Below are 242 nucleotides of genomic sequence, written 5' to 3' on the forward strand. Positions count from 1 at the left end.
CTGCTGCCAGAAGTAGACCCAGGCCCCGATGACGCCGAGCCCGTAGATGGCGCCGCCGCCGGCCGCCGCACGTGAGTCGCTCATGACGCACCTCCTGCGCCAACGCTACGCGGGCGACGGTTGGGCGTCCCGCTGAACAGGGCGGGGACGCCCCGGCCGGCTCTCACCTTCGAGGCCTAAGTTTCTTCGCTTTGCGTTGGCGCAAAGCGAAGAAACTTAGGCCTCGAAAGCGTGCAGCGCAC

The organism is Promicromonospora kroppenstedtii DSM 19349 (genome assembly GCF_000515355.1).
Classification (GTDB): domain Bacteria; phylum Actinomycetota; class Actinomycetes; order Actinomycetales; family Cellulomonadaceae; genus Promicromonospora; species Promicromonospora kroppenstedtii.